Origin of the sequence: Paractinoplanes ovalisporus, assembly GCF_016834655.1 — a bacterium.
GTDB classification, from domain to species: domain Bacteria; phylum Actinomycetota; class Actinomycetes; order Mycobacteriales; family Micromonosporaceae; genus Actinoplanes; species Actinoplanes ovalisporus.
Genome location: NZ_JAENHP010000026.1, coordinates 108,918 through 127,589 on the forward strand (window position 1 = coordinate 108,918; position 18,672 = coordinate 127,589).

Genomic DNA, 18,672 nt, shown 5'->3' on the forward strand with positions numbered 1-18,672 from the left:
TTTCGCGGGGGTTCGCGCATGGCTCGGCCACGGCAGGCGCTGCTGACCGCCTCGCGGATCATCGACGCCGCCTCGGCGCTGGTCGACGCGGAAGGGCTGGAGGCGCTGTCCACCCGGCGCCTCGCCACCGAGCTGGGCGTGCAGGGGCCGTCTCTCTACAACCACTTCCCGACCAAGGCCTCGATCGTCGACGCGGTCGCCGACGCGGTGATCGCCCAGGTCGACGTGTCGGCCTTCGGGGCGTACGAGTGGGACGAGGCGCTGCGGCGCTGGGCCCGCTCCTACCACGCGGTGCTCGTCGCCCACCCGAACATCGTGCCGGTGCTCGCCCAGGGCCCCGGACGCCGGCCGGGCGGTCTGGCCATGGCCGAGGCCGTGTACGGCGCCCTGGTCGACGCCGGGTGGTCCTACGCGCGGGCCACCCACATCGGCGCGCTCATGCGCTACCTCGTCACCGGCTCGGCGCTCGGCTCGTTCGCGCTCGGCTTCGACGCCGATCCACAGCTCTACGAACGTTATCCACACCTGGGTCACGCACCCCGTCTGGCGGAGCATCATGAAGCCGTGGACGAGGGCGCCTTCGAACTCGGACTGGACCTGCTGATCAACGGCCTGACGGCCCGCTACGAGATGGGGATCCGCTGATGACAACGCTCGACCGGCCACACCTCTACATCGACGGGCAGTGGACCCCGCCGGCCTCCTCCGAGACCATCGCGGTCGAGAACCCGGCGACCGAAGAGGTGCTGGCCCACGTGCCGGCGGGCACGGCGGCCGATGTCGATCGGGCCGTCGCCGCCGCCCGGGCCGCCTTCCCCGCCTGGTCCGTCGCGTCCGACCGGGCCCAGGTGCTCGACCGGCTGCACACGGCCCTGGCCTCGCGCGCGGCCGAGATCGCCCGGGTGGTCGGCCTCGAACTGGGCACCCCTCTCAAGATCGCCAAAGCGGTCCAGGCCGGCCTTCCGCTCACGGTCCTCCGGTCGTACGCCGACCTGGTCCTTCCGCCGCCGGAGACCATCGGCAACTCGACCGTCGTACGCGAGCCCATCGGTGTGGTCGGCGCGATCACCCCGTGGAACTATCCGCTGCACCAGGTCGTCGCCAAGGTGGCAGCCGCGCTGGCGGCGGGGTGCACGGTCGTGCTCAAGCCGAGCGAGCTGACCCCGCTGGTGGCGTTCCTGCTGGTCGACGCGGCTTCCGAGGCCGGCGTGCCACCGGGCGTGCTCAACGTGGTGACCGGCACCGGCCCGGTCGTCGGGGCGGCCATCGCCGGGCACCCCGACGTCGATATGGTGTCGTTCACCGGCTCGACCGCGACCGGCCGCGCGATCACCCACGCCGCCGCCGACCGGATCGCCAAGGTCGCGCTCGAGCTGGGCGGCAAGTCGGCCAACGTGATCCTCGCCGACGCCGATGTGACGCGCGCGGTGAAGGTGGGGGTCGGCAACGCCTACCTCAACTCGGGTCAGACCTGCACGGCGTGGACCCGGATGCTGGTGCACGAGAGCGTCTACGACGAGGCCGTGTCGCTGGCCGCCAAGACCGCCGGTGGTTACACCGTGGGCGATCCCTTCGACGAGTCGACGCGGCTCGGTCCGCTGGTATCGGCCGCTCAGCGCGACCGCGTACTCGGTTTCGTCGCGCGAGCCTCCGCCCGTATGGTGGCGGGCGATTCTCCCGTGCCGCAAAAGGGATACTTCGTCGCGCCGACCGTCTTCGCCGATGTCGACCCCGACAGCGAACTGGCCCAGGAAGAGATCTTCGGCCCGGTGTTGTCGATCATCCCGTTCTCGTCGGACGACGAGGCCGTGGCCATCGCCAACAACTCGAAATACGGCCTGGCCGGCGGCGTCTGGGGTTCCGAAGAGCGCGCGCTGGCGGTGGCCGCCCGGATGCGGACGGGTCAGGTCGACATCAACGGCGGCGCCTTCAATCCGCGGGCGCCCTTCGGCGGATACAAACAATCAGGTGTCGGACGCGAGCTGGGCGTGCACGGTCTCGCCGAGTTCCAGCAGGTGAAGGCGATCCAGCGATGACCGCATATTTCAACGGCCTGGTGCTGCGCTCCGGCGGCACCCGGCCCGACGTCGCCGAGCTGCACATGCCCGAGGTCGGGCCCGGCCAGGTGCGGGTCCGGGTGCGCGCGGCCGGTGTCTGCCACTCCGACCTGTCCATGGTGAACGGAACCATCAAACCGTCGTACCCGCTGGTGCTGGGCCACGAGGCGGCGGGCGAGGTGGTCGAGATCGGCGACCACGTGACCCGGGCCGCGGTCGGCGACCACGTGGTGCTCAACTGGCAGCCCGCGTGCCGCAGCTGCTGGTTCTGCGACCAGGGCGAGCCGTGGCTGTGCTCCACGTCCTCCGGCGTCGCCTCCTTGGAGAACGGCGTGACGCTCGACGGCGGGCCCGTGCATGTCGCCCTGGGTCTGGGTGCCTTCGCCGAGCAGGTGGTAGCCCCCGAAAACGCCGTGATCCGGGTGCCGTCGTCGCTCCCGCTGGAGCTGGCCGCCCTGCTGAGCTGCGGCGTCCTCACCGGCGCGGGCGCCGTCCGCAACACCGCCCAGGTCCGCCCCGGCGAGTCGGTCGTGGTGATCGGTCTGGGCGGCGTCGGCCTCTCGGTGGTGGCCGCGGCCCGCGCGGCCGGCGCCGCCGCGGTGATCGCGGTCGACGTCTCCGAGTCGAAGAAGGCCCTGGCCGAGTCGGCCGGCGCCACCGACTTCGTGGTCTCGTCCGACGCCCTCTCCAAAGAGATCCGCTCCCGCACGTCGGGCCGCGGCGCCGACCACGCCTTCGAATGCGTGGGCCGAGCCACCACCATCCGCGCGGCGTGGCGGGCCACCCGCCGCGGCGGCAAGGTCACGGTCGTCGGCATGGGCTCGAACGACGACGTGGTGTCGCTCTCGGCCCTCGACATCTTCTCGTCGGCCCGCACCCTGCGTTCCTCGGTCTACGGCTCGGCCGACTTCGACGTAGAGATCCCCCGCCTGGCCGAAGAAGTCCAGGCCGGCCGCCTGAAGCTGGACCACCTCATCACCGACCGCATCGGCTTGGCCGAGGTGCCCGACGCGTTCGACCGAATGACCCGAGGCGAGGGCGCCCGCTCCGTGGTCGCCCTGTGAGCCGGCCATGACCACGGTCCCCGACTGGATGCGGCCACCCCGCGCCGAAGGCTGGTATGCCGACGACCTCGACCATCTCCCCGACGCGCCGCCACACATCGAGCTGATCGACGGGATGCTGGTCTTCAGGGCCGTCCCCCAGCAGGTCTGGCACAGCCGCCTCGTCACCGCGCTGGCGGCAACGATGGCGAAACAGACCCCGCAGGGCATCGACGTCGAGCGGGAAATGACGATCACGCTCGGCGAGCGGGACCGCACCTTCTTCACACCCGATTCCGTCCTTCTGGTCGGCGAGGTGGAGTCGCCGGAGTCAGCGCACCGCGATCGGACGGTCAAGCTCCGCAAGTACGCCGAAGACGGCATCCGGCACTACTGGCGCGTCGAGAACGAGACCTGGGCGCCAGTCATACACACCTACGAGCTCGACGGGCCGACCCGGCTGCACGCGCCGACCGGCATCTTCCGCGAAGAACTACGCACATCGAAGCCGTTCGCTTCGTCGAAGACCTGCCGCGCTCGCTGACGAGCTTCCTCGGAGACCGGTCCTTTGCGGCTCTCATAGTCGGCCAAATACTCGTCGAGCACCTGGCCACGCAGCTCCCGCTCAACTGCTTCGGCAATGAACGCGGAGAACTCCCGCTTGCCGACCCGCGCCCGGATCGCCTCAGCGGTCCCTTCAGGCAGCGACAGGCTCACCCGTGTCGCCGGTCCCTCGCCGATGCGGTACACCGCTTCGCTCATCGTCCCAGGTTGTCAAACGAGTAGGAAAACCGCCACGGCCTGCGGAATCGACCGGCACACCGAACTCCGCAGGAGACGTCGAAACCGTCAGACGTTGAAGCGGAACTCCACCACGTCGCCGTCCTTCATGATGTAGTCCTTGCCCTCCATGCGGACCTTGCCGGCGGCCTTGGCGGCGGACATGGAACCGGCGGCCATCAGGTCGTCGAAGCTGACGATCTCGGCCTTGATGAAACCGCGCTGGAAGTCGCTGTGGATGACGCCCGCGGCCTCGGGGGCGGTGGCGCCGACCGGGATCACCCAGGCGCGGGCCTCCTTCGGGCCGGCCGTCAGGTAGGTCTGCAGGCCCAGCGTGTTGAAGCCGACCCGGATCAGCTGGTCGAGGCCGGGCTCGGTCTGGCCGGTGGACTCCAGCAGCTCCTGCGCCTCGTCCGGCGGCAGGTCGATCAGCTCGGACTCGATCTTCGCGTCCATGAACACGGCCTCGGCCGGGGCGACCAGGGCGCGCATCTCGTCGAGGAACGCCGTGTTGTTCAGCTCGTCCTCGTCGACGTTGAAGACGTAGATGAACGGCTTCGTGGTGAGCAGGTGGAGTTCGCCCAGCAGCTCGACCTCGACGCCCGCGGCGGCCGCGCCCTTGTGCAGGGTCACGCCGTCGTTGAGGACCTTGAACGCGCCCTCGGCGGCGGCCACGATCGGCGCCCGGTCCTTCTTGAGCTTGGCCTCCTTCTGCAGGCGGGGCAGCGCCTTCTCCACCGTCTGCAGGTCGGCCAGGATGAGCTCGGTGTTGATCGTCTCGATGTCGTCGGCGGGCGAGACCTTGCCGTCGACGTGCAGCACGTTCGGGTCGGAGAACGCGCGGACGACCTGGCAGATGGCCGTGGCGTCGCGGATGTTGGCGAGGAACGCGTTGCCGCGGCCCTGCCCCTTGGACGCGCCACGCACCAGGCCGGCGATGTCGACGAAGCTCACCGGCGCCGGCAGGATCTTCTCACTGCTGAACAGCTCGGCGAGCCGCCCGAGCCGCTCGTCGGGCAGCCCGACCACGCCGACGTTGGGCTCGATCGTCGCGAACGGGTAGTTCGCGGCGAGCACGTCGTTCTTGGTCAGGGCGTTGAACAGGGTGCTCTTGCCGACGTTCGGCAGGCCGACGATTCCGATGGTGAGGCTCACGGAAGCCCAGTCTACGCAGCACCCCGCGACCACGGCCCCACGCACCTTCATGTCCGAATCCCGCCAGCCAACGGCCGTACGGCGAGAGCAGACTCAGGGGCATGGAACTGGACTTCGAACGGTGTTACCGCGCCGTGGACAGCCGGGACCAGCGCTTCGACGGCTGGTTCTGCACCGCGGTGACCAGCACCGGCATCTACTGCCGCCCGTCCTGCCCGGCGATGACCCCGAAGCGGGAGAACGTCCGCTTCTACCCGAGCGCGGCCGCCGCCCAGCGGGCCGGGTTCCGCGCCTGCAAGCGCTGCCGGCCCGACGCCGCGCCCGGTTCACCCGAGTGGGACGTGCGGGCCGACCTGGTCGGGCGGGCGATGCGGCTGATCTCCGACGGCGTGGTCGACCGCGACGGCGTGCCGGGCCTGGCGAGCCGTCTCGGCTACACCGAACGCCACCTCAACCGGCTGCTCACCGCCGAGCTCGGCGCCGGTCCGCTGGCACTGGCCCGGGCGCAGCGCGCGCAGACCGCCCGCATCCTCATCGAGACGACCGACCTGGGTCTGGCCGAGATCGCCTTCGCGGCCGGTTTCGGCAGCGTGCGGCAGTTCAACGACACGATTCAGGAGGTGTACGCGCAGGCGCCCGGCCGGTTGCGCGAGACGCGCCGGATCACGCACGCCGAGGCGGGCACGATCAACCTCCGGCTCGCCTACCGGTCACCGTTGCACGTCGCGTCACTGCTCGATTTCCTCGAGATCCGAGCGCTCCCAGGTGTGGAGGAGCGCACCGGAAACACGTACGGGCGCGGTCTGTCCTTGCCGCACGGAAGCGCGACCGTCTCACTCACCCCGGCCGACCGCTGGGTCTCGGCGACGCTGCGGCTCAGCGACGTGCGGGATCTCGCGCCGGCTGTGGCCCGCTGCCGCCGGCTCTTCGATCTGGACGCCGATCCCGAGGCCGTCGACGCGACGCTGGGTGCCGATCCCGCGTTCGCCGAGGCGGTCAAGATCGAGCCCGGCGTACGGGTTCCCCGCTCGGTCGACGGTTTCGAAATGGCCGTGCGGGCGGTCGTCGGGCAGCAGGTCAGCGTGTCCGGCGCCCGCACGACGCTGGGCCGCATGATCCGTCCGTTCCGGAAGCCGGACACGCTGGTCGGATTCCCGTCAGCGGCCGAGATCGCCGCTCTGCCGGACACCGCGTTCGGCATGCCGGCGGCGCGGCGCGGGACGGTCCGGGCGCTGGCGGACGCGGTGGCCGACGGCAAGATCGATCTGAATCCGGGCGCGGACCGTGAGGAGACGGTCGCGCGCCTGACCGAGCTGCCGGGGATCGGCGCGTGGACCGCGGGTTACGTCGCCATGCGCGCGATCGGCGATCCCGACGTCTTCCTCCCCACCGACCTGGCCGTTCGCCGCGGCGCCAAGGCCCTCGGCCTGCCCGACACACCCAAGGTCCTTTCCGCGTACGCCGAGAGGTGGCGACCGTGGCGCTCCTACGCGCTCATCCGCCTGTGGAGGGCGTCCTGAGTTATCCACAGGCTCACAAGATCTTTCCCGTGGCGGCTCGGAAGGGGCCAAGCTGTGGACCGACCCCCTGGAGGACATCATGATGAAGTACCGCACCCTCGACACCGCCGCCGGCCCGTTCACCCTGGTCGTGAACCGTGTGGGCGCCGTGCGCGCGGCCGGTTTCACACCCGATGTGAACGATCTGCTCCCGCTCATCCATCCGCTCCTGAGCGGCCGGGCCGAACCGGCCGACGACGTGGGACCGGCGGCCGGCCTCATCCGGTCCTATTTCGACGGTGATCGCACGGCGCTCGACTCCGTCGAGGTCGAGCAGCACAGCAGCGGCGAGTTCATGCGCTACGCGTGGAAGGTCATGCGCGACATCAAACCGGGCTCCCCGGTGACCTACACCGAGTTCGCCCGGCTCAGCGGCCGCCCGGCCGCGGTGCGGGGTGCGGCCTCGGCCTGCGCGCGCAACCCGGTCGCGCTCATCACGCCGTGCCACCGGGTGCTGCGCACCGACGGGTCTCTCGGCGGCTACCGCTGGGGCCTGCCGGTCAAGCGACTTCTGCTCGACTTCGAAGAGGCGGCTTCTTAATGACAGGTCGAATGCCGCGGGCCGCTCTAGCATTCAGGCCATGACTGATACGGGAACGACCGGGCGCGCCGGTCTCCCCGAGCGGCCGTCGCTCGACGGCCTCGAGGACAAGTGGGCGCGCACCTGGCAGGAGGAGGGCACGTATAAGTTCGACCGCTCGAAGGAGCGGTCGGACGTATACGCGATCGACACGCCTCCGCCGACCGTATCGGGCGAGCTGCACATGGGCCACGTCTTCTCCTACACGCACACCGACACGGTCGCCCGGTTCCAGCGGATGCGGGGCAAGGCCGTCTTCTATCCGATGGGCTGGGACGACAACGGCCTGCCGACCGAGCGGCGGGTCCAGGTCGTCTACGGCGTCCGCTGTGACCCGGCGCTGCCCTACGACCCGTCGTGGGAGCCGCCGGCCACTCCCCCGAAGCAGGCGGTCGCGATCTCGCGGCGCAACTTCGTCGAGCTGTGCGGGCGGCTGACCACCGAGGACGAGAAGGCGTTCGAGGCGCTGTGGCGGCGGCTCGGGCTGTCGGTCGACTGGTCCATGACCTACACGACGATCGGGCGGCGGTCGCAGGCCGTCTCGCAGCGCGCCTTCCTCAACAACCTGGCGCGCGGCGAGGCATACACGGCCGAGGCCCCCACGCTGTGGGACATCGGTTTCCGCACCGCGGTCGCGCAGGCCGAACTGGAAGACCGGGAACGGCCCGGCGCCTATCACCGGCTGCGCTTCCACGGTCCCGACGGCCCGGTCGAGGTCGACACGACCCGGCCCGAGCTGCTGCCGGCCTGCGTCGCGCTCGTCCACCACCCGGGCGACGAACGCTACGAGGGACTGACCACGGTCCGCACGCCGTATTTCGACGTCGAGGTCCCCGTCCTGGCCCATCCGATGGCCGCGAAGGACAAGGGCACCGGCATCGCGATGGTCTGCACGTTCGGCGACATCACCGACGTCACGTGGTGGCGCGACCTGCGACTGGAGACGCGGGTCGTGATCGGGCGCGACGGCCGTTTCCTGCCCGAACACCCCGAGGGGGTCTCCGACGCGGCCTACCGCGACTTCGCGGGCCTGACCGTCAACGCGGCCCGGCGCGAGATCGTCCGGATCCTCACCGAGACCGGTGACCTGCTGGGCGAGCCGAAGCCGATCACGCATCCGGTCAAGTTCTACGAGCGGGGCGACTCACCGCTCGAGATCGTCACCAGCCGGCAGTGGTTCTTCCGCAACGGCGGCCGCGACGAGCGGATCCGCGAAAAGATGATCGAGCGCGGGCGTGAGCTGCGCTGGTTCCCCGAGCACATGCGACACCGCTACGAGCACTGGGTCAACGGCCTGACCGGCGACTGGCTGGTCAGCCGGCAGCGCTTCTTCGGCGTGCCGATCCCGATCTGGTACCGGCTCGACGACGCTGGCGAGCCGGATTACGACAACCTTCTCATACCGGACGAATCATCGTTGCCGGTTGACCCCTCCTCGGAGTGTCCGCCCGGCTTCGACGAGTCCCAGCGTGACGTCCCGGGTGGCTTCACGGCCGACCCCGACGTCATGGACACCTGGGCCACGTCATCGCTGACCCCGCAGATCGTCGGCGGCTGGCACGACGATCACGACCTGTTCCGCCGGGTCTTCCCGATGGACCACCGGCCTCAGGCCCACGAGATCATCCGCACCTGGTTGTTCTCCACCGTCCTGCGGGCCGACCTCGAGAACGACGTCCTGCCCTGGAAGTCGGCCGTCCTCTCGGGCTGGATCCTCGACCCCGACCGCAAGAAGATGGCGAAGTCCAAGGGCAACGTCGTCACGCCGGTGGCCCTGCTCGAGCAGAACGGCTCCGACGCGGTGCGCTACTGGGCGGCCAACGGGCGGCCCGGCGCCGACCTGGCCTTCGACCCGGCCCAGATCAAGGTCGGGCGGCGGCTGGCGACCAAGCTGCTCAACGCGTCGAAGTTCGCGCTCGGGCTGGGCGCGGCCGAGGCGCTGCGGCAGCCGGTGACCGAGCCGCTCGACCGGGCGATGCTGACCCGTCTGGCGGCGGTGGTCACCACGGCGACCGAGGCGTTCGACCGGTACGACCAGACCGACGCGCTGCAGGCGACCGAGGCGTTCTTCTGGACGTTCTGCGACGACTACATCGAGCTGGTCAAGGAACGGGCGTACGCCTCGGGGCCGGCGGCCGACTCGGCGCGGGCGGCGCTCGCGGCGGGGCTGTCGGTGCTGTTGCGGTTGTTCGCGCCGTTCCTGCCGTACGTCACCGAGGAGGTCTGGTCGTGGTGGCGCTACGGCTCGGTCCACCAGGCGACCTGGCCGACGCCGTACGAGCTGACCCGGGTCGCCGGTGAGGGTGACGCCGGCCTGCTCGACCTGGCTGGGGAGGCACTGCGGCAGGTCCGGCGGGCCAAGTCGGACCGGAAGCTGTCGATGAAGGCCGACGTGCCGCTGGCCGAGGCGCTGGGGCCGGCCGAGCTGCTCGAGCGGCTGGCGCTGGTCGAGGGCGACCTCAAGTCGGCCGGGCGGATAGCGAAGCTCGACACGCTGCCCGGCCGCACGCCCGAGCTCGTGATCGCCTGCGCCTTCTGACCACGACGGGGCCGCGCTCGACGGGGCCGGCGCTGCCGCCGGTCTCCGCTCGGGCGGAGGCCCCGACCGCCCGCGGCTGAGTTCCGGTCACGGGCTCCGCGGCCGAGCTTCGATCACGGGCCCGCGGCCGAGCTTCGGTTGCGGACTCCGCGGCTGAGCTTCGATCACGGGCTCTGCGGCTGAGTTCTGCTCACGGGTCCCGGCTCTGGCGAAACGCCGGAGCGGGGGCCCGCGGCAGGGCAGCATGAAGGCATGCCGATCGCGCCCGAGCAGGTCGAGGCGCCCGCCCGCGACGCCGTGCTGTTCCGGTCGTCGCCGGTGCGGACGTTCTTGGCGCTCTTTCTGTTGCTGATGCTGTCGTTCGCGCTGGTGTCACCGGTCGTCGCGCTGCTGGGTGAGGGCGGCGCCGGCAACCGGTGGTGGCAGACCGCGGCCCAGGCCGCCGTGGTGGCGGCGCTCGCGGCCGGCGCGTACGCCTATTCGACCCGGGGCTCGTTGCGGACCTGGGTCCGGGTCTCATCGGGCGGCCTGGAACTGGCCGCGCAGGACAGCGACCCGATCCTGCTCGCCTGGACGGACATCAGGCACGTCACCGTGCGGCGGGAGGGCTTCCGGAACCTGCTCGAGGTGACCCCGGTCGACATGGACCGGGTGCATCCGGTGCAGGGCGAGGAGGCCGGGCCGCCGGCGCTGGCCGAGACGCCGGACGGGCAGTCGTTCACGGCCGACCTCAGCGAGGTGTGGCCGAGCCCGCGACGCCTGCGCCGCGAGCTGGCCAGATATCTCCCGGCCGACGACCCCACCGCGGACGACCTCGCAGCCGACACGAACTGACCGCCACGCCGAGCCACGACCCGGCGCCGCATCAGACGGCTCGGCCGCGGCGCAGGACCAAGGCCGTCAACGCAAGACCAAGGCCGTCAACGCACGACCAAGGCCGTCAACGCACGACCAAGGCCGTCAACGCACGACCAAGGCCGTCAACGCACGACCAAGGCCGTCAACGCACGACCAAGGCCGTCGGCGCAGGACCAAGGCCGTATCGGAGGGCTCAGGCCGCATCCGGGAAGAGGGCCGAGTCAGCGGCCGGCGGCGCGTCAGAAGTCGAAGTCGCCGCCGAAATCGCCACCGAAGTCGCTGCCGCCCATGTCGCCCATGTCGCCGCCGCCCATGTCGCTGCCGTCGCCGCCGAAGTCTTGCGCGGCCTCGGAATAGCCGTCGGAGAAGCCGTCGCCGTAGCCCATGTCACCGAAGCCGGGCGAGAGCAGCGCGTCGAAGATCAGCATGCCGCCGAGCACACCGGCGCCGGCGCCGAGCGCGGTCTTCCAGACCGGAGTCGAATACCACCCTGCGGGCACCGGACGGCCCTGCACGCGGCCGCCGGGGTAGTAGTAAGGCGTGTCGGCGCCCGGCTGCGGGCCGGCCTTGTAGTGGTGGCCCTGCACGTTGACCTCGCGCTCCTTGGTCAACTGGCCCGCGCCCTGAGCCGCGGCGAGCGCCGGCAGGTCGGGGCCGGCGTCGAGGCCCATGGCGAGCCGCGCCGCCCGCACATATTGCAGGCCCTCGAGCGCCGATTCCCGGGCCAGCTCGAACTGCTTCACGGTGTTGGCCTGCTGCAACTGGCCGCCGGCGGCGTTGTAACGCTCACCGGCGTCGGACAGCGCCTGACGGCCGGCCGCGTCTTCCGCCTGCAGGGTCATCAGCTGACCGCCGAGACGCTCGTACCACCGCTGGGCCTCGGCGCGCGCGTCTTCCAGCCGGGTCTGCTGCGACGCGGCGCCGTTGCGACGGACCAGGAGAACCACGAGGAGGACGACAATGACGATGCCAAGAATCAGCAACACGCTCATGTTCCAACGGTACCTGCGCATTTCCCGCGCCCACGGTCTGGCAGGCTCCGTAATGTGACTGTTTCGACGCTCGTCGTAGTGCTTGTCTGCTTGGCCACCGGTGGCGCCCTCGGCTGGCTCGCCGCCCGGCTGCGGGCGGCGGCCGACATAGCTCGGCTCGAAGCCACCGTGCAGGCCCGCGCCGACGGCGAGGAGAGGCTCGAGCAGTCGTTACGCGGACTGACCTACGAGGCCACTGCGCAGTCCCAGGAAGCGGTCGCCCGAGCCGTCGCGCCGTTGCACGAAACCCTGCGGCGGTACGAAGAAAGGGTCGCTGAGCTGGAGCGGGAGCGCGTCGACGCCTACGCCGAACTACGCGAGCAGGTCCGCACCATGAGCACGGTCTCGGGCGAGTTGCGTACCGAGACCAAGCAGCTTGTGTCGGCCCTGCGGACGCCCCAGGTGCGCGGTCGCTGGGGTGAGCACCAGCTCCGGCGCATCGTGGAGGCGGCCGGCCTGCTGGAACACTGTGACTTTGCTGAGCAGGTCACGGCGGCAACCGACAATTCCGGCGTACGCCCCGATCTGGTGGTCCGGTTGCACGGCGGCCGCAGCGTGGTCGTCGACGCCAAGGCGCCCCTGGAGGCCTACCTGTCGGCGCTGGAGGCCCGTGACGAACGCACCCGCGACGGCTTCCTCGACCAGCACGCCCGCCACCTGCGCGCACACGTCGACTCGCTGGCGGCCAAGGAGTACTGGACCGCGTTCGACTCGGCGCCCGACTTCGTGGTGCTGTTCCTGCCGGCCGACCCGTTCCTCGACGCGGCGCTGCGCCACGACCCGACCGTGATGGAGCACTCGTTCCGCCGCAACGTCGTGCTGGCCACCCCGGCCACGCTGATCGCGATGCTGCGAACCGTGGCCTTCTCGTGGCGTCAGGAGGAGCTGGCCCGCAACGCGGTCGAGGTGCACAGCCTGGCCCGCGAGCTTTACGCCCGGCTGGCCACGCTCGGCGACCACGTGGGCAAGCTCGGCGCTTCCCTGGGCGGGGCCGTCACGGCGTACAACCGGGCGGTCGGCTCTTTGGAATCGCGCGTGCTGGTCAGCGCGCGCAAGCTGGCCGAGATGGGCGTCTCCGACGACGACATCCCCACACCAACTCAACTTGAGGTGGCCCCCAGGCAACCCCAAGCGCCAGAACTGCTGGACCCAAGCGGTTCAAAATGACACGTAGGCGCCCCGAACCCCGCTAACGGCCGAACCGCAATAGCCCCGTCGATGAGCGGGCTATTGCTTGCGGAGCGAAGCGGAGCCAGAAAGCTGAGCCTTCATGTCTCGGCGCAGCTCCTGCGGCAGCGAGAAGGTGAGGCGCTCCTCGGCCGTCGTGAACTCGGTGACCTCGCCGAAGCCGCGCTCGGCCAGGAACGCCAGCACCTCCATGACCAGGTCGTCGGGGACGCTGGCCCCGGACGAGACGCCGACCGTGGTGGCGCCCTCCAACCACTCCTCCTGGATCTCGGAGGCGTAGTCGACCAGGTGACCGGCGCGGGCGCCGGCGCTGAGCGCGACCTCGACCAGCCGTACGGAATTGGAGGAATTGGTCGAGCCGACGACGATCACGACGTCGCACTCGGGCGCGATCTCTTTGACCACGTGCTGACGGTTCGACGTGGCGTAGCAGATGTCGTCGCTCGGAGGCGACTGCAGCAGCGGCAGGCGGGTCTTGAGCCGGGCCACCGTCTCCATCGTCTCGTCGACCGAGAGCGTGGTCTGCGACAGCCAGACAACCTTGGACGGGTCGCGCACGACGACCTGGTCGACCGCGTCGGGGCCGTCGACGAGCTGGATGTGCGCGGGGGCCTCGCCGGAGGTGCCGATGACCTCTTCGTGACCCTCGTGGCCGATGAGCAGGATGTCGTAGTCGTCCTTGGCGAAGCGCTTGGCCTCGTGGTGCACCTTCGTCACCAGCGGGCAGGTGGCGTCGATCGCCTTGAGGTTGCGTTCCTTGGCCTGCTCGTGCACCTCGGGGGCGACGCCGTGGGCCGAGAAGACCACGGTCGAGCCCTCGGGGACCTCTTCGTTCTCTTCCACGAAGATCGCGCCGAGGCCTTCCAGCGTGTTGACCACGTGTTTGTTGTGCACGATCTGCTTGCGCACATAGACCGGGGCGCCGTAGAGCTTCAGCGCTTCCTCGACGGTCTGCACGGCACGGTCGACGCCCGCGCAGTAACCGCGCGGCTTGGCCAGCAACACACGCTTCCTCGGTTCGCTCACCCGGCCATGGTACGTGGATCTCCCGAACGCACACCGGGCTGCGATCAGCGCCACAGGGGCGGGATACTCCTCGGATGCTTGAATCCGATCAGCGGGACGAAACGGTCGTCATACGGCCCTGGTGGCTCGTCACCTTGTTCGCACTGCGGTTCACGCTGGGCGCGACGTCGCTGGTGGGCGGGCTGACCTGGATCCTGCTCAACCTGCACTCGGCCAGTGCCGTGCTCGACGTGGCGGTCGGAACGGTGCTGTCGGTCGGCGGCCTGATCCTGCTCATGCCCCACCGCGTGCGGCTGCCCCGCAAGACGACCGCGGTCGTGATGACCGGGTTCGCGCTGGCCGGAACCGCGGCCGGCCTGCTCGTCGCCCGATCCCAGACGTGCTGCATGTTCGCCTACATCACCGACCGCGGCTGGCCGTTCCACTGGGCTCAGCGCGGCGCGGTGGCCGACGACCCCGAGACCGCCTTCCGGGTCGCGCAGTCCGCCTCGTGGACCTTCGACCTGCTCTCCCTCGCGGCCAACCTGCTGCTTTTCTCGTACGTGGGTCTGATCGTGGTCGTGGCGGCCGTCCAGATCCGCCGCGCCTCGCGATAACAACCACCCGCCCGTACGGCGAGCAGTTGCCCGTCCGTGCGGTGAACAGCCGCCCGCCCGTACGGTGATCGGGCGGCCGTCCGTGCGGTGAGCAGCCACCCGCCCGTGCGGTGAACAGCCACCCGCCCGTACGGTGATCGGGCGGCCCGTCCCCGCCTCGGTGGAAGTCGGGCAAATCGCCGGTGACGTGCGGAAATGAGCTGGATACTCGGACGCATGCCCCAGGCCGCCGAGGATGAACCCGGCCCCCTCGCCTCGTCGGTGGCGACGCTGCGCCTGATCGCCGGGTGGGCCTGCGTCGCGCTGGCCGTGCTCAACCTCGCGATGGGGATCAGCCCGGCCACGTACGCCGCGTTCCACTTGATGCTGCTGGTGACCGGCCTGCTTCTGCTCGGCACAGGCCGGATCGCCAAGCCGCCGTCCCGGTTCGCGGTGGCCGCCGGTGGGGCGGTCGCCGCGCTGGGCCTGATCGGCACCGCGATTCCGGTCCTGGCCGTCGAGTGCTGCTCGCGGGGCTACGCAGTGCGTCACGGGTTCCCGTTCACGATGCTGGCCCGCGATCCCGGCGATTGGCGGTTCGACCTCGGCCGTACGGTGGCCGATCTGGTCTTCTGGCTCTGCGCGGGGTTGATCGTGATGCTGGTGGTCGCCCAGGCACGGCCGGCGGCACCACGAACGGGACCGTCGACCTGGTCCGGTCCCGCCACTCCCCCGCGAGGCACCGTCGGGCACGCCGAGAGCCGCAGCGCCGGACGACACGCCCGGCCCGATCCGGACACGAAGGGACGCACGGCGGACGGCGAGAATGTCGGGGGCCTTCCGTAGTCTGGCCGGGTGAGTGACCCCGAGCCGACCGGCCCTCCGAAGAGTTCCGCCGACGAGCCGTGGCCGGTCCGTGTCGTCAGCCAGAAGATCAGCTCCTGGATCGCCAAGCTGGGCTGGGTCTGGGTCGACGGCCAGGTCGCGCAGATCAGCCGCCGCCCGGGTTCCACCGTGGTCTTCCTGACCCTGCGTGACCCCTCGGCCGACCTCAGCCTCACCGTCACCGCCCACCGTGACGTGCTCGACTCCGGCGCTCCCGAGCTGTCCGAGGGCGCCCGGGTCACGCTGCACGCCAAGCCCGAGTTCTATCCGGCCCGGGGCACGCTCAGCCTGCGCGCCGACGAGATCCGCCAGGTCGGGCTGGGTGAGCTGCTGGCCCGCCTCGAAAGGCTGAAGAAGCATCTGGCCGCCGAGGGCCTGTTCGCCCGCGAGCGCAAGCGCCGGCTGCCGTTCCTGCCCCAGCGCATCGGCCTGATCACCGGCCGGGCCAGCGCCGCCGAGCGTGACGTGCTGATGAACACGCGCCGCCGCTGGCCGTCGGTCGACTTCCGGGTGATCAACGTGCCGGTGCAGGGCCCGACCGCCGTGCCCCAGATCATCGACGCGCTCAAGGTGCTCGACAACGACGACACGATCGACGTCATCGTCATCGCCCGGGGCGGCGGCAGCGTCGAAGACCTGCTGCCCTTCAGCGACGAGGCGCTCTGCCGAGCGGTGTTCGGCGCCCGCACGCCGGTGGTCAGCGCGATCGGCCACGAGACCGACGCGCCCCTGCTCGACTACGTGGCCGACCTGCGCGCCTCGACCCCGACCGACGCGGCCAAGCGCATCGTGCCCGACCTGGGCGAGGAGTCCCAGCTGATCGAGGTGGCCCGTCGCCGGCTCGACCGCGCCGTGCTCACGCTGCTCGACCGCGAGAGCCACCGGCTCGAGTCGTGGCGCTCGCGGCCCTCGCTGGCCCGGCCCGAGCTGCTGGTCGACCAGCGCGCGGCCGACGTGACGGCGCTGCGCGACCGGGCCGTGCGCAGCCTCGAACACCGGGTCCGCCGCGCCGACGACGATCTGCGCCACACCGTCGCCCGGCTGCGGGCGCTGTCCCCGGCGGCGACGCTGCAGCGGGGCTACGCGATCGTGCAGCGCGAAGACGGCCACGTGGTGCGCGCGGCGGGTGAGGTCGAGGTCGACGATCTGGTCAGGGTCCGGCTCGCCGAGGGTGAGCTGCGAGCAGCGGTACGGGAGAAGACGAGTGAGTGACGAGAAACTGAGCTACGAGCAGGCCCGCACCGAGCTGGCCGGGGTGGTCGAGCGGCTGGAGCAGGGTGGCAGCTCGCTGGAGGAGTCGCTGGCCCTGTGGGAGCGAGGCGAAAAACTGGCCGACGTGTGCCAGCGCTGGCTCGACGGCGCCCGCGAACGAATCGAGGCAGCCCGGGCAGCACGCGCCGAGGAATAGGCGCACCGAGCCCCCAAGACAACGCATCGAGGCAGCCCGGGCGGCACGCGCCGAGGACTGACGAGCGGTTAGCGGAGCGAGCCGGCCAGCGTCTCGAAGTTGTCCTGGTCGGTCTTTCCGACGATCACGATCGTGCGGGTCTGGTCGGCCATGACCAGCGCCTTCTCGCCGGGCCGGGTCGAATACCAGCGCCACACCCCGGACGAGGTGCGGAAGTTGCCGAGCGGCTTCGCTTCCTTGGTCAGCTCGGTCGGCAGCAGCGTGTCGGAGGGCACGCTGCTCTGGACGAGCTGGAGCGGGTCCTTGTCGGGGTCGACGTAGCCGACCCGCAGCGTCGCGCCGTTCTCGGCCCGCCGGAACGTCGCCGTCGACGTGTGCCAGTCGTCACTCAGGCCCTGCGGCACCAGCACGGGGAAGATGTTCGCCCGTTGCGCCTCCTGGAACGTCGGCGCGGCGTCGACCGAGATCGGCTTGTCCCCGTCGAGGACCAGCCGGTAGAAGGTCAGCAGCAGCGCGATCGGGATCAGCAGGACGGCGAGCGACATCACCATGTCCTTGGGCGAGCGCTCCTGACCGCGGGTGAGGCGGGCCGGCGGCTCGGCCGGGGCGGCGGAAGGCTCGGCCGAAGCCGACGGCCCAGCCGAGGCCGACGCGACAGACGGCCCAGCCGAGGCCGGCGCAGCAAACGGCCCAGCCGGCGCAGCAGACGGCCCAGCCGGCGCAGCAGACGGCCCAGCCGGCGCAGCGGACGGTCCGGCCGGGGTCGGCGCGGCGGAAGATTCGGCCGGTGCGGGCGATGCGGGTTCCACGCACCCATTGTTAACCATGTCGCTGACGCGGGACTTAACGCGTCCGGGCATGTGAGGATCGGTGCATCTACTAGCCCCGCATCGTCGCGAGGAGGCGCCCATGCCAGCACGGGTCCCGCAGGATCTCGACCGCAACATCGCCCTCGATCTGGTTCGTGTCACCGAGGCCGCTGCGATGGCGGCGGGCCGCTGGGTCGGCCGCGGCGACAAGAACGGCGGTGACGGCGCCGCGGTCGACGCCATGCGCAAGCTGATCAACTCGATCCAGATGCGCGGTGTGGTGGTGATCGGGGAGGGCGAGAAGGACGAGGCGCCCATGCTCTTCAACGGGGAGCAGGTGGGCGACGGCACCGGCCCCGAGGTCGACGTGGCGGTGGACCCGATCGACGGCACGACGCTGATGAGCAAGGGCATGCCGGGCTCGGTGGCCGTGCTGGCCGTGGCCGAGCGCGGCGCGATGTTCGACCCCAGCGCCGTCTTCTACATGGACAAGATCGCGGTCGGCCCCGACTGCGCCGACGTCATCGACATCAACGCCGGCACCGCCGAGAATCTCAAGCGGATCGCGCAGGCCAAGCGGTCCAGCATCTCCGACGTGACCGTCTGCATCCTCGACCGCCCGCGCCACGCGACGCTGGTCGAAGAGGTCCGCCAAGCCGGCGCCAACATCAAGTTCATCTCCGACGGTGACATCGCGGGCGCGATCTCGGCCGCCCGGCTCGAGTCCGACGTGGACGTGCTGATGGGCATCGGCGGCACGCCCGAGGGCATCACCGCGGCGTGCGCGCTCAAGTGCCTGGGCGGCATGATCCAGGCCAAGCTGTGGCCGCGGGACGACGCCGAGCGCGAGAAGGCGCTGGCCGCGGGGCACGACCTCGACCGCGTGCTGACCACCGACGACCTGGTCACCGGCGACAACTGCTTCTTCGTGGCCACCGGCGTCACCTCGGGCGACCTGCTCAAGGGCGTACGTTACCGCTCGGGCGGCGCGCACACCCAGTCGATCGTCATGCGGTCCAAGAGCGGCACGATCCGGGTGATCGACTCGTACCACCGGCTGGAGAAGCTGGCGATGTACTCGGCCGTCGACTTCGACGGCCACCTGCCGACGGTGACGCTGGGTGACGGCGACCCCGTAATCTGAGAATTGACTGTGGCAGGCCCGCCTGCTTGGCGGGC

The 18,672-nt window shown here is 70.7% G+C and carries 18 protein-coding genes; 14 read left to right on the plus strand and 4 right to left on the minus strand.

The features are described from left to right. The first annotated feature begins 18 nt into the window (after positions 1-18). Genes JIG36_RS44305 through JIG36_RS44320 form a run of 4 tightly spaced genes read left to right on the plus strand, consistent with a single transcriptional unit; the run spans position 19 to position 3,644 of the window. Positions 19-645 (plus strand): TetR/AcrR family transcriptional regulator C-terminal domain-containing protein, encoded by a 627-nt coding sequence (locus JIG36_RS44305; RefSeq protein ID WP_203382901.1) that lies wholly within the window; start codon positions 19-21, stop codon positions 643-645. After that, positions 645-2,036, plus strand: coding sequence for an aldehyde dehydrogenase family protein (locus JIG36_RS44310; RefSeq protein ID WP_203382902.1), 1,392 nt, complete (start codon positions 645-647; stop codon positions 2,034-2,036). The genes JIG36_RS44305 and JIG36_RS44310 overlap by 1 nt, the downstream gene beginning before the upstream one ends. Further along, complete coding sequence (locus JIG36_RS44315; RefSeq protein ID WP_203382903.1) at positions 2,033-3,121, plus strand: alcohol dehydrogenase catalytic domain-containing protein; 1,089 nt, start codon at positions 2,033-2,035, stop codon at positions 3,119-3,121. The genes JIG36_RS44310 and JIG36_RS44315 overlap by 4 nt, the downstream gene beginning before the upstream one ends. 7 nt (positions 3,122-3,128) lie before the next feature. Further along, positions 3,129-3,644 (plus strand): Uma2 family endonuclease, encoded by a 516-nt coding sequence (locus tag JIG36_RS44320; protein ID WP_203382904.1) that lies wholly within the window; start codon positions 3,129-3,131, stop codon positions 3,642-3,644. 305 nt (positions 3,645-3,949) lie between these two features. Here JIG36_RS44320 and ychF read toward each other — a convergent pair whose 3' ends face one another. Continuing rightward, on the minus strand, positions 3,950-5,035 hold the full coding sequence (ychF, locus tag JIG36_RS44325) for a redox-regulated ATPase YchF (RefSeq protein WP_203382905.1): 1,086 nt from the start codon (positions 5,033-5,035) through the stop codon (positions 3,950-3,952). A 101-nt stretch (positions 5,036-5,136) separates the two neighbouring features. On the opposite strand from ychF, the gene JIG36_RS44330 reads away from it, so the two are divergent. From JIG36_RS44330 to JIG36_RS44345, 4 genes are all read left to right on the plus strand, one after another. Further along, positions 5,137-6,555 carry a DNA-3-methyladenine glycosylase 2 family protein gene (locus JIG36_RS44330; RefSeq protein ID WP_203382906.1) on the plus strand — a complete coding sequence of 473 codons (1,419 nt, stop codon included), beginning with the start codon at positions 5,137-5,139 and terminating at the stop codon, positions 6,553-6,555. A gap of 79 nt (positions 6,556-6,634) precedes the next feature. Then, positions 6,635-7,135 (plus strand): methylated-DNA--[protein]-cysteine S-methyltransferase, encoded by a 501-nt coding sequence (locus tag JIG36_RS44335; protein WP_203382907.1) that lies wholly within the window; start codon positions 6,635-6,637, stop codon positions 7,133-7,135. 40 nt (positions 7,136-7,175) lie between these two features. Beyond that, on the plus strand, positions 7,176-9,713 hold the full coding sequence (gene valS, locus JIG36_RS44340; RefSeq protein ID WP_203382908.1) for a valine--tRNA ligase: 2,538 nt from the start codon (positions 7,176-7,178) through the stop codon (positions 9,711-9,713). A 252-nt stretch (positions 9,714-9,965) separates the two neighbouring features. Beyond that, positions 9,966-10,547: a hypothetical protein gene (locus tag JIG36_RS44345; protein WP_203382909.1), complete on the plus strand. Its 582-nt coding sequence runs from the start codon at positions 9,966-9,968 to the stop codon at positions 10,545-10,547. A gap of 263 nt (positions 10,548-10,810) precedes the next feature. Here the strand turns inward: JIG36_RS44345 and JIG36_RS44350 are convergent, their stop codons facing one another. Then, positions 10,811-11,563 carry a hypothetical protein gene (locus JIG36_RS44350; protein WP_203382910.1) on the minus strand — a complete coding sequence of 251 codons (753 nt, stop codon included), beginning with the start codon at positions 11,561-11,563 and terminating at the stop codon, positions 10,811-10,813. A gap of 54 nt (positions 11,564-11,617) precedes the next feature. Between JIG36_RS44350 and rmuC the strand changes: the two genes are divergently transcribed. Continuing rightward, positions 11,618-12,769: a DNA recombination protein RmuC gene (gene rmuC, locus JIG36_RS44355; RefSeq protein ID WP_203382911.1), complete on the plus strand. Its 1,152-nt coding sequence runs from the start codon at positions 11,618-11,620 to the stop codon at positions 12,767-12,769. 60 nt (positions 12,770-12,829) lie between these two features. Here the strand turns inward: rmuC and JIG36_RS44360 are convergent, their stop codons facing one another. Next, on the minus strand, positions 12,830-13,861 hold the full coding sequence (locus tag JIG36_RS44360) for a 4-hydroxy-3-methylbut-2-enyl diphosphate reductase (protein ID WP_438870802.1): 1,032 nt from the start codon (positions 13,859-13,861) through the stop codon (positions 12,830-12,832). A 29-nt stretch (positions 13,862-13,890) separates the two neighbouring features. Between JIG36_RS44360 and JIG36_RS44365 the strand changes: the two genes are divergently transcribed. The 4 genes from JIG36_RS44365 to JIG36_RS44380 all read left to right on the plus strand — a co-directional run bounded on the left by JIG36_RS44365 (position 13,891) and on the right by JIG36_RS44380 (position 16,684). Next, a complete protein-coding gene (locus JIG36_RS44365; protein ID WP_203382913.1) occupies positions 13,891-14,412 on the plus strand; it encodes a hypothetical protein in 522 nt (173 codons plus the stop codon). Between the two features lie 195 nt (positions 14,413-14,607). Beyond that, entirely contained in the window at positions 14,608-15,237 is a 630-nt protein-coding gene (locus JIG36_RS44370) for a hypothetical protein (protein WP_203382914.1), read from the plus strand. Positions 15,238-15,246: 9 nt separating this feature from the next. Beyond that, entirely contained in the window at positions 15,247-16,488 is a 1,242-nt protein-coding gene (xseA, locus tag JIG36_RS44375) for an exodeoxyribonuclease VII large subunit (RefSeq protein WP_203382915.1), read from the plus strand. After that, a complete protein-coding gene (locus tag JIG36_RS44380; protein ID WP_203382916.1) occupies positions 16,481-16,684 on the plus strand; it encodes an exodeoxyribonuclease VII small subunit in 204 nt (67 codons plus the stop codon). Before xseA ends, JIG36_RS44380 begins: the two co-directional genes overlap by 8 nt. Before the next feature lie 68 nt (positions 16,685-16,752). Here JIG36_RS44380 and JIG36_RS53700 read toward each other — a convergent pair whose 3' ends face one another. Then, a complete protein-coding gene (locus tag JIG36_RS53700; RefSeq protein WP_307873158.1) occupies positions 16,753-17,631 on the minus strand; it encodes a DUF4245 domain-containing protein in 879 nt (292 codons plus the stop codon). Between JIG36_RS53700 and glpX the strand changes: the two genes are divergently transcribed. Next, the gene (gene glpX / locus JIG36_RS44390) at positions 17,594-18,637 is read left to right on the plus strand and encodes a class II fructose-bisphosphatase (RefSeq protein ID WP_203382918.1); all 1,044 of its coding nucleotides are present in this window, start codon (positions 17,594-17,596) and stop codon (positions 18,635-18,637) included. The genes JIG36_RS53700 and glpX overlap by 38 nt on opposite strands. Positions 18,638-18,672: the final 35 nt, after the last annotated feature.

Coding starts and splice junctions, on each gene's coding strand:
- JIG36_RS44305 (WP_203382901.1), top strand. CDS start 19: ATGGCTCGGCCACGGCAGGCGCTGCTGACCGCCTCGCGGATCATCGAC.
- JIG36_RS44310 (WP_203382902.1), top strand. CDS start 645: ATGACAACGCTCGACCGGCCACACCTCTACATCGACGGGCAGTGGACC.
- JIG36_RS44315 (WP_203382903.1), top strand. CDS start 2,033: ATGACCGCATATTTCAACGGCCTGGTGCTGCGCTCCGGCGGCACCCGG.
- JIG36_RS44320 (WP_203382904.1), top strand. CDS start 3,129: ATGACCACGGTCCCCGACTGGATGCGGCCACCCCGCGCCGAAGGCTGG.
- JIG36_RS44330 (WP_203382906.1), top strand. CDS start 5,137: ATGGAACTGGACTTCGAACGGTGTTACCGCGCCGTGGACAGCCGGGAC.
- JIG36_RS44335 (WP_203382907.1), top strand. CDS start 6,635: ATGATGAAGTACCGCACCCTCGACACCGCCGCCGGCCCGTTCACCCTG.
- valS (WP_203382908.1), top strand. CDS start 7,176: ATGACTGATACGGGAACGACCGGGCGCGCCGGTCTCCCCGAGCGGCCG.
- JIG36_RS44345 (WP_203382909.1), top strand. CDS start 9,966: ATGCCGATCGCGCCCGAGCAGGTCGAGGCGCCCGCCCGCGACGCCGTG.
- JIG36_RS44350 (WP_203382910.1), bottom strand. CDS start 11,563: ATGAGCGTGTTGCTGATTCTTGGCATCGTCATTGTCGTCCTCCTCGTG.
- JIG36_RS44365 (WP_203382913.1), top strand. CDS start 13,891: ATGCTTGAATCCGATCAGCGGGACGAAACGGTCGTCATACGGCCCTGG.
- JIG36_RS44370 (WP_203382914.1), top strand. CDS start 14,608: ATGAGCTGGATACTCGGACGCATGCCCCAGGCCGCCGAGGATGAACCC.
- glpX (WP_203382918.1), top strand. CDS start 17,594: ATGCCAGCACGGGTCCCGCAGGATCTCGACCGCAACATCGCCCTCGAT.
- JIG36_RS53700 (WP_307873158.1), bottom strand. CDS start 17,631: ATGTTGCGGTCGAGATCCTGCGGGACCCGTGCTGGCATGGGCGCCTCC.